The sequence below is a fragment of the Sphingobium sp. Ant17 genome (genome assembly GCF_000588875.1).
Taxonomy (GTDB): Bacteria; Pseudomonadota; Alphaproteobacteria; order Sphingomonadales; family Sphingomonadaceae; genus Sphingobium.
This window is the reverse complement of the sequence record NZ_JEMV01000025.1, coordinates 65371-73440: the sequence shown is the minus strand read 5'-3', so window position 1 is coordinate 73440 and position 8070 is coordinate 65371. Positions and strand designations below refer to the sequence as shown.

The 8070-nt window shown below is 61.3% G+C and carries 6 protein-coding genes; 3 read left to right on the top strand and 3 right to left on the bottom strand.

Annotated features, from left to right (window positions below; translation table 11 throughout):
• The 3 genes from BF95_RS12795 to BF95_RS28270 form a co-directional block, all read left to right on the top strand.
• On the top strand, positions 1-2125 hold a 2125-nt coding region (locus BF95_RS12795), incomplete at its 5' end, for an autotransporter family protein (RefSeq protein ID WP_043151764.1).
• A 289-nt stretch (positions 2126-2414) separates the two neighbouring features.
• Positions 2415-3482 carry a winged helix-turn-helix domain-containing protein gene (locus tag BF95_RS28275; RefSeq protein ID WP_200866960.1) on the top strand — a complete coding sequence of 356 codons (1068 nt, stop codon included), beginning with the start codon at positions 2415-2417 and terminating at the stop codon, positions 3480-3482.
• Positions 3461-5143, top strand: coding sequence for an ATP-binding protein (locus BF95_RS28270; RefSeq protein WP_200866959.1), 1683 nt, complete (start codon positions 3461-3463; stop codon positions 5141-5143). The genes BF95_RS28275 and BF95_RS28270 overlap by 22 nt, the downstream gene beginning before the upstream one ends.
• Positions 5144-5212: 69 nt before the next feature.
• On the opposite strand, the gene BF95_RS12785 is transcribed toward BF95_RS28270, so the two are convergent.
• The 3 genes from BF95_RS12785 to BF95_RS12775 are packed head-to-tail and all read right to left on the bottom strand — an operon-like array spanning position 5213 to position 8039.
• Positions 5213-7090, bottom strand: a complete 1878-nt coding sequence (locus tag BF95_RS12785; protein WP_235209732.1) for an amidohydrolase — start codon at positions 7088-7090, stop codon at positions 5213-5215.
• A 50-nt stretch (positions 7091-7140) separates the two neighbouring features.
• On the bottom strand, positions 7141-7389 hold the full coding sequence (locus BF95_RS12780) for a DUF1427 family protein (RefSeq protein WP_043151762.1): 249 nt from the start codon (positions 7387-7389) through the stop codon (positions 7141-7143).
• Complete coding sequence (locus BF95_RS12775; RefSeq protein ID WP_043151761.1) at positions 7386-8039, bottom strand: pyridoxamine 5'-phosphate oxidase family protein; 654 nt, start codon at positions 8037-8039, stop codon at positions 7386-7388. The genes BF95_RS12780 and BF95_RS12775 overlap by 4 nt, the downstream gene beginning before the upstream one ends.
• Positions 8040-8070: the final 31 nt, after the last annotated feature.

Sequence of the window (8070 nt, the reverse complement as noted above, 5' to 3'; positions counted from 1 at the left end):
CAACGTCACCGTCACCAGCAACGCGGCGATCACGACCAGCGGCACCAACGCAATCGGCATCCTCGCGCAAAGCGTGGGCGGCGGCGGCGGCGCGGTGCTGTCGGGCGGCAATACGCTCACCTCGACGACCACGCGCGGCACAGCGGCCAATTCCGGGACCGTCACCGTCAACGTCAATGCCTCGATCACCACCACCGGCAAGGGCGGCTACGGCGTCGTTGCCCAATCGGTCGCGGGCGGCGGCGGCCTGGTCATGAGCGGCACCACCGCGCTTCTCGCCAGCGCCGGGTCGGGCGGGACATCGGGCATCGTCACGGTCAATCTGGCCAAGGGCGTGGAGATCAAGGCCAGCGGTGTCGGAGCGAGCGCCATCTACGCCTATTCCTCGACCGACCCCATCCTCAACATCGAAGAAGGCGCGAGCGCTATCGGCGGCGAAGGCGGGCATGCCGCACTGCTTGATTCGCCGATCAACCAGATCAACAACAGCGGCAGCCTGTCCACGCTGGACGGTGCGGGCGGCACCGCGATCAGGAGCCTGTCGGGCGACACCACCATCGCAAATCGCGGCACCTTACTGGGTAGCATCGCGTTAAAGGATGGCGCAGAAAATCTGCTCCACAATCTGGCGGGTGGCACGATCCGATCAGGATCATCGATTGATCTTGGGAGTGCCGGCCACTTCCGCAATGACGGCATCCTCGCCAATGCATCGGGGGTCGGCAGCGTCCTTATCAACGGTGCGTTCACTCAATCTGCAACCGGAATGATGCAGATCGGGGTCGATCATCAAAGCGGGCGTTCCGATACGTTCCATATCCTCGGCGCTGCGCAACTGGACGGCACGCTGGCGGTCACGACGCTCAACGCCGGGTCGGTCCGGCCGGGCAGCTTTAAGCTCGGCGGGGTCGTTTCGGCCGTCGGCGGGCTGGCCGCGCAGGGCATCACGCTCAGCACCGCCAGGAGCGCGATCCTCAGCTATGCGCTCGCAACCGAGGGCGGCGTGCTGAGCCTTGTATCGACCGCGAATTTTGCCCCTGATGGACTCAGTGGTGCCGGGGTTGAGATCGGCAATGCGTTCGGCGCGATTCAGGCCCAGGGCGGATCGGCACTGTCACGTTTGTTGACGGCAAGGCTGGTCGGGCTCGACAGCGCACACAAGCTGGAAAGCGCTTATAAGACGCTCGGTGCAGGCGGGGTGACGATCGTGCCCAGGCAAGTCCTGTCGGCGGCTCAGCGATCGATCCAGTCTGTCACCGATCGCCTTGATGGCTGGCGTGTCGAACCCGCGCAACCCAGCGCAAACCGGTTCTGGCTGACGCCTACCGCTTCTGCTGGCAGCGGCGCAGGACTGTCCAGCCAGCTACGCGGCATAACCATCGGCATCGACGGCGAAACAGGAGACCCCATCCTGCTCGGTGCCGCATTCACCTATATGGATGCTTCGTCGAGCCTGGTTGCGCCACATTCGAACGCTCAGGGCGACCATTATTCGCTGAGCCTTTACGGCATCGGTCATATCGGTTCCGCCTATGTGTCGGCGCTGGCCCAGATTGGCACCGGCACCACCCGCTTCACCCGCCGGCTGGATGCGCTCGGCGTTAGCATGGCGGGTTCGCTCAAGCTGGGCACCAAAACCGTCGGCGCGCGGTTCGAAACAGGCTATGCGTTCGGCCTTGGCGGACCGGCGGCGCATATCGTGCCGTTCGTCGCTATCGAGCCGATGCGGCTGTACCAGGGGTCCGCGACGGAGATACTGTCCAACGCGCGTGAAAGCGCGATCACTTTCCACAAAAAGACGATCACCGCCCTGCCGATGTCGGTTGGCGTGCGGGTTGATGGCCAGTGGAAAACATCTGGCGGCGGCAGTTTCTCGCCATTGCTGCAACTGGCCTGGATGCACGACTTCCATACCGATCGCAGCGTGGCCCGGAGCTTTGCGGAACTTCCGTCGCTTCAGATCAGCCGGACGACGCTGCCGACCGACGCCAACGCCGCATCGGTTCGGTTTGGCGGGCAGTGGAGTGCAGCGCGGTCATGGTCTGTGAGCGCATCCGGCGACGCCCGGCTATCGCGTAACTACAGCACTATCGGGGGAACCATCAGCGTGCGCTATGCTTGGTAAGCTTGGTTGTGAACGGCCCGGATTTAATAGGTCGATTGTGTCCGGACGCTACGGTTGGTAACGGAGGTCATGTTGATTGCATGCTGCCAACCGTGAGCTATGGTGGGTTACGGTATCGGGTGCTTCACACGGTTCATTTTGAACGAACCTCGCTGTACGACCATATTCGAGGTCATCGCCGTAGATTCCATCGCAGGCTCCTTTCCGTGAACAGGCCAGCACCATCGGGTTTGCGATCGCTTTGCGGAATCGCCACATCGATGTTACCAAGCCCGTAGGGGTAGGTGACGTGGCGCGCTCAGATCTTAGTCGAAACACACATGCGGTGTATCGGTTCAAGGGTTTCGAGCTGAAACCTGCTGAGCAGGCATTGTCCTGTCGTGGGACCCCGGTGGCGGTAGGGGGGCGTGCTTTTGATATCCTGACTCTGCTGGTCGAGCGCGCGGGGGACGTGGTTGATCGAAGCGAAATATTCGCGCGCGTTTGGCCTGGCGTGACGGTCCACGAGCACAACCTGAAGGTCAATGTTGGAAACCTGCGCCGGGTCTTGGCCACCTTTGATCCCCATTCGGAGTTCGTGGTCACAATAGCTGGGCGCGGTTACAAATTTGTCGCACCGGTCGATGGCGAGATCATATCCAACGGAAACAGCCGGTCCGCGCTGCCGGGCAGTCATGTCCTCCCCCCAACTCCACCCCATCTGTTCGGGCGGGAAGAGGCTATCGATACGATCATCGCGAAGACCAATCGACCGGGGTATGTCACCATCGTGGGCCCAGGTGGCGCTGGAAAGACATCGGTCGCGATCGAGTGCGCCACCCGAGCCGCTGGATGTGCAGAAAATGTCGCGTTTGCCGACCTCGCCGCGCTAAGCGACCCGCGCTTCTTAGTACCTGCGCTGGCGACCGCGCTCGGCGTCTCGATGAGCTTGAGCGACCCGATCGCTGGGGTTATCGACGAATTATCCCACAGAGAGCTGGTGTTCATCATCGACAACTGCGAGCACGTTATCGTGAGCATTGCAGCCCTGATCGAGCGTATCGCGGTCGCCAGTCCCAATGCACGCATCATAGCAACCAGCCGCGAACCTCTTCACACCCGCTCCGAGCACGCATATTATCTGGAGCGCTATCCTGTCCTGATCCGGAGCATGATTTTGTGCTCGGAGACGCGCTGGCATCGCCAGCCGTTCGTCTGTTCCTGGCACGCGTTGGGCATCAGAACCCCCAGGCGCTCAGCGGTGACACCGCAAAATCGATTGTCGCCATATGTTCAAGGGTCGATGGCCTTGCCCTTGCGATCGAATTGGCAGCGGGCACGGCGGGCGGGCCGGCCATGCCGCACCTCAACCGCTTGAAGGAGGGCAGCCTTGGCGAAATGCGACGCGGGCCACGTGATTCTCCGCTTCGGCACCAGACGCTTCAGGCTACGCTGGACTGGAGTTTTCGCCTCTTGCCCGAGACCGAAGCCCTGCTGCTGAGCTTGCTGTCGGTGTTTACGACCCGTTTTACCGCAGACGACGCCGAAGCCATCTACGCCGTGGGTGAGATCGACGCGATGGCCGGGCGTTATGCGTTGGGGCAACTGGTGGCCAAGTCTCTGGTCGCTGCCAACGCCGGCGTCGGGACGCTGTTGTATCGCCTGGTAGAAAGCACGTGGACTTACGCCTCTCAGCGCCTGATGGCGTCCGATTACCTTGATGCGGCCAAGCGACACTTTGCGGAGCGTATTCTTGACAGGCTGACAATGGCAGAGCGCGAATGGTCCATCATGACCTCGCGCGATTGGCTGCGTAAACACCGCGAGCAGGTCCATGACCTTCGGGCCGCCCTGGGCTGGGCGTTCGGCCCTGAAGGCGATGAACGGATCGGGACACAGCTCGTGGTTGCCGGGCTCCCCCTCTGGCAGGAATTATCCGTGTTTAAGGAGATGCTGGCAGCAATTGAACTTGCACAAAACTCGCCGGCCTTCAGGAGCCTTTCTCCGATATCGATGTCCAAAGCCACCTTGGCGCGGGCCTGGGCCATGACACTTGGCCTCTCCATGCACGCTGAAACGGACCAGGCGTGGCAGGAAAGCAGCGAATGTGCGCACCGAACCGCCAGCATGGATTTTCTGGTCCGGTCGATTTTTGGGCAGGCGGTATCCCTGGCGTACTCCGGAAGGCCCGTTGCGGCATTGCGGGCTATCGAATCTTTTATCGAGGCAACCGATTATGACCCGGCGCATGATTTAGATGGGACCCGTCTTTTTGGGCATATCGAGGTATATGCAGGGAGGCTGCAATCGGCGCGAGCCCGCCTCGAAAGCCTGCTGGAGCACGTAGGCAACATTGCAGATAGCACGGCTTTGTCCCGCTTTCAGGTTGACCTGCCGGTGGCCGTTGGCTTTTCGCTCTCACTGTTAGGCTGGTTGCAGGGCGAGCATGACAGAGCTGCCACACTATCCAGCCACGCGATCAAACGTGCGGCCGAACTGGATCACATGATCTCTCTCGGCAACGCTCTGAGCCTTGCCGGCCTGCCGCTGTCTTTCCTTGCCGGTGATTTCGAGGAAGCCCAGCGTCGGCAACAGATGCTGACCGAAGTCACGCGGCGAGAAAATGTTGGAATTTATGTTGGGACGAGTGAATTTTTTGTCGGTGCCCTTGCGGCGGTACAGGGAGACCGGGCCGGCCTTGGCATCATGGAACGCAGCATTGATACGCTGAATGGGCAGCGATGGCGAACGCGACTGGGGTTTTACACGGCCATGTTGGCCGAAGCTTGGCTGACCTTCGGTGACGTCGCGCAGGCGGAGGCGAGCTTGCGCAAATCGCTCGCCTTTCCCTATTTGCGACAAGAGCTTTGGTGCCATCCCGAGCTGCACCGCGTGGCTGGATTGGTCCTGCGCGCCAAGGGACAACATGATGCGGCCGAGCGCCATTTCCGCACTTCGCTAAGGATGGCGAACCGGATGGGAGCCATCGGCTTGAGGCAGCGGACCGAAGCCAGCATGCAGGAAGCCGTCGGCATCTAATTTTGGTTCAGCATCAACTGCAGAAGAATACAACGCGGCCTGGCCTTCGGCGCGCCGCTGGCCGCTCGGTCAGACAGCCCAGCATCCGCAGCCGAATGCGCCCCAGAATGATTGCGGATCGGACGATGGCACAGCGGTCCTGAGCGCGGCAGCGTGATCATGCCCATGAACCGCGCAGGATGATGCGCAGCCGCATGCTGCCGCTATCTTCTGGACTGCGGGATCCTGGTGGTGATAGCCGCCCAATGTCGCGACCGGAGACCAGTCCGGCATCGGTCGTGGCAGCACCGGCGCGATCGGGCCGTAATCGCCTTGGCCGTGAACCACTGCGCCACCCAGCACCGTGAGCACCGAACGCAGGTGCACGATTTCGCTCTCCGGCACGGCGAAGTAATCGTCCGACAACAAAGCAAGGTCGGCCAACTGGCCGGATTTGATCTGCCCCTTCTTCCCAGTCTCATTCGAAAACCAGGTGTTCCTTTCGGTCCAGAGGCGCAGCGCTGTCTCGCGATCGAGGCGATTGCGCACCGGATACAGCGTGGTGCCGCCCAGCGTCTTTCCGGTAACCAGCCATGACAGCGACACCCACGGATTGTAGCTCGCCACTCTGGTCGCATCGGTGCCCGTGCCTACTGGTACGCCGGCGTCCATCATCCGCTTAATCGGTGGTGTCGCTTTGGCGGCCTTCGCGCCATAGCGTTCGATGAAATATTCGCCCTGAAACATCATCCGGTGCTGGACCGCGATGCCGCCGCCGAGCGCTGCAATTCGGTCGATATTGCGGTCGCTGATCGTCTCGGCATGATCGAAGAACCAGTTGAGCCCGGCAAGCGGGATGTCGCGGTCGACCTTTTCAAAGACGTCTAGCGCACGAGTGATCGTCTGATCGTAGGTCGCGTGCATGCGCCAGGGCCAGCGGCGTTCGGCGAGCAGCCGGACTACCGGCTCCAGATCGGCCTCCATCGACGCAGGCATATCAGGCCGCTCGACGCGAAAATCCTCTAAATCGGCGGCGGAATAGACCAGCATCTCGCCAGCGCCGTTGTGGCGATAGGTATCATCGCCGTCGCCGGGTTTCACCTTGGTTGACCAGGTGGAGAAGTCCAGCAGCTCTTCCTTAGGCTTTTGCGTGAACAGGTTGTACGCAATGCGAAGCGTCAAAGCGCCATCCGCGTGGAGCTTCTCGATGACGGCGTAGTCATCGGGATAATTCTGAAAGCCGCCGCCCGCGTCGATGACGCTGGTAACACCGAGGGAGTTCAATTCTCGCATGAAATGCCGGGTGGAATTGAGCTGGTAATCTTCGCGCAGCTTGGGCCCCTTCGCCAGCGTGGCGTACAGGATCGCGGCATTGGGCTGCGCCAGAAGAAGTCCCGTCGGATTACCGGCCGCATCGCGAACGATTTCTCCACCGGGAGGGTTCGGGGTGTCCTTGCTGTACCCGACCGCTCGCAATGCGGCTGCGTTGAGCAGCGCACGGTCATAAAGATGTAGAATGAATACCGGCGTGTCTGGCGCGGCCTGATTGATGTCTGCGAGCGTCGGCAGTCGTTTTTCCGCAAATTGATGTTCGGTAAAGCCGCCTACGACCCGAACCCATTGCGGAGGGGGCGTGTTTTGCGCCTGCTTCTTGAGCATGGCCATCGCCTCGGACAGGCTCGGTACGCCGTCCCAGCGCAATTCCATGTTGTAATTGAGGCCGCCGCGGATCAAGTGAATGTGGCTGTCGATCAGGCCGGGAATGAGGCGGCGTCCTTGGCCATCAATAATGTCGGCACCCGGTCCGGCCGCTGCACTAACATCCTGCTTGCTGCCGACAGCAAGGAACCTGCCGTCTTTTATGGCAACCGCTTCAGCCCGAGGGTTTTCGCGGTCGAGGGTTGTTACCTTGGCATTGACGATGACGAGAATTCGTTTTTGCATGGCGGACATCTCCGACGCGGACATCAGAGCGGCTCCTGTTACGCTGGCGAGCGCTTGGCGGCGCGTCAGACCGATCATGGCCGATTGGAGTCGGGATGAGCGGGAACACCGAGCAACGCCGGTATCGCATCGTTGCGGACAAAGCGGGCAAGTTCAGCGCGGTCGCCGACACGCTTTGCCAATGGAACCAACTGTTCCCCGAGAAGAATTCCGGCGAGGCCGATCAAGGCGATCAGAGGCGGCGCAGGAGACCGCACGCCCATTAGCCCGTAAAGCAGCCCGGCGAGCATTCCGACGATCAGAGCTATCGGATAAATCTTCACCGCGGCTCTCCTTGATCGCGGGCAGGTTGGTTTTTGTCGGTCCCGCGACGGCGAAGTTGGATGACCTCCTGTTCCAGTTCGGCGAGCCGGTCGCGCAGTGGCTGCGTGGCGGACAGCACTTCGGTTTCGGTAAAGCGAGGTGCGATGTGCTGTGGACAATTCCAGTCGAACGCGGCCAGCTCTAGCCGGAAGATCCGCTCCAGATGCGCGCCATAGCCTGTGTCGGTCACTGCTGCCGTCAGCTCCGGATCGGCATCGAGGGCGACCTGTCTGGCCGTGGCGAAGATCTTCAGCCGGGTTCCGTGCGGATAGTCCATCAAAAACAGGCTGACGCGCGCGTTTGCAGCGATGTTTCCGGTGCTGATATACTGCCGATTCCCCCGGTAATCGGCGAAGGCTAGGGTCTTGCTATCAATGACCTTGAGAAAGCCGGTAGGGCCGCCGCGATGCTGGACATAGGGCCAGCCAGTTTCAGACAGCGACGCCATGTAGAAGCTGTCGCGACCGGCGATGAACACCGCCTCCTTGGGGCCAAAGCTGTCGAACTCCCGATGGCCCTTGAATTCCGACCACAAATGATCCGCGCCCATTTCTGCCTGCGCCCGGCGAACGCTCGGCGTGTTCGCAATGTCCAAGAAGCCATATGGCATGAGCTCACCTGTCTAGTTCGTCACATGTTTG

Excerpts from the sequence above, each read along its gene's own strand:
- BF95_RS12785 (WP_235209732.1), bottom strand. The coding sequence starts at position 7,090 with ATGTCCGCGTCGGAGATGTCCGCCATGCAAAAACGAATTCTCGTCATC.
- BF95_RS28270 (WP_200866959.1), top strand. The coding sequence starts at position 3,461 with ATGCCGCACCTCAACCGCTTGAAGGAGGGCAGCCTTGGCGAAATGCGA.
- BF95_RS12775 (WP_043151761.1), bottom strand. The coding sequence starts at position 8,039 with ATGCCATATGGCTTCTTGGACATTGCGAACACGCCGAGCGTTCGCCGG.